The 281-nt window shown below is 60.3% G+C and carries 1 pseudogene; it reads left to right on the plus strand.

Going from position 1 to position 281, the window contains the following annotated elements:
- Window positions 1–104: 104 nt before the first annotated feature.
- Window positions 105–281: pseudogene (locus ACQ4LH_RS21100) on the plus strand (amidohydrolase family protein); the annotation flags it as partial.

Genomic DNA, 281 nt, shown 5'->3' on the forward strand with positions numbered 1-281 from the left:
AGGTCTATAAGAGATACGGCTTTTTTATATAGTCGGACGCGCCGGATGTGGATAACAGCACTCGGTGATCGTGGTCGGCGGCGTCAGATGTGTATGAGAGACATACCCTGTTCCGTTTGACCCCGCGCGAAGCCCTGGCCGGTATGACCACCCATGCCGCCCGCGCCCTCGGCCGCCCTGACCTGGGGCGGATCGAGGTTGGGGCCCCCGCCGATCTGTGCCTGTGGGATGTGCAGCAACNTGYCKMWTWKRCMYATNCNTGWCKCTTATACACATCTGAC

Source organism: Pseudomonas peli (genome assembly GCF_050563605.1).
GTDB classification, from domain to species: Bacteria; Pseudomonadota; Gammaproteobacteria; order Pseudomonadales; family Pseudomonadaceae; genus Aquipseudomonas; species Aquipseudomonas peli_A.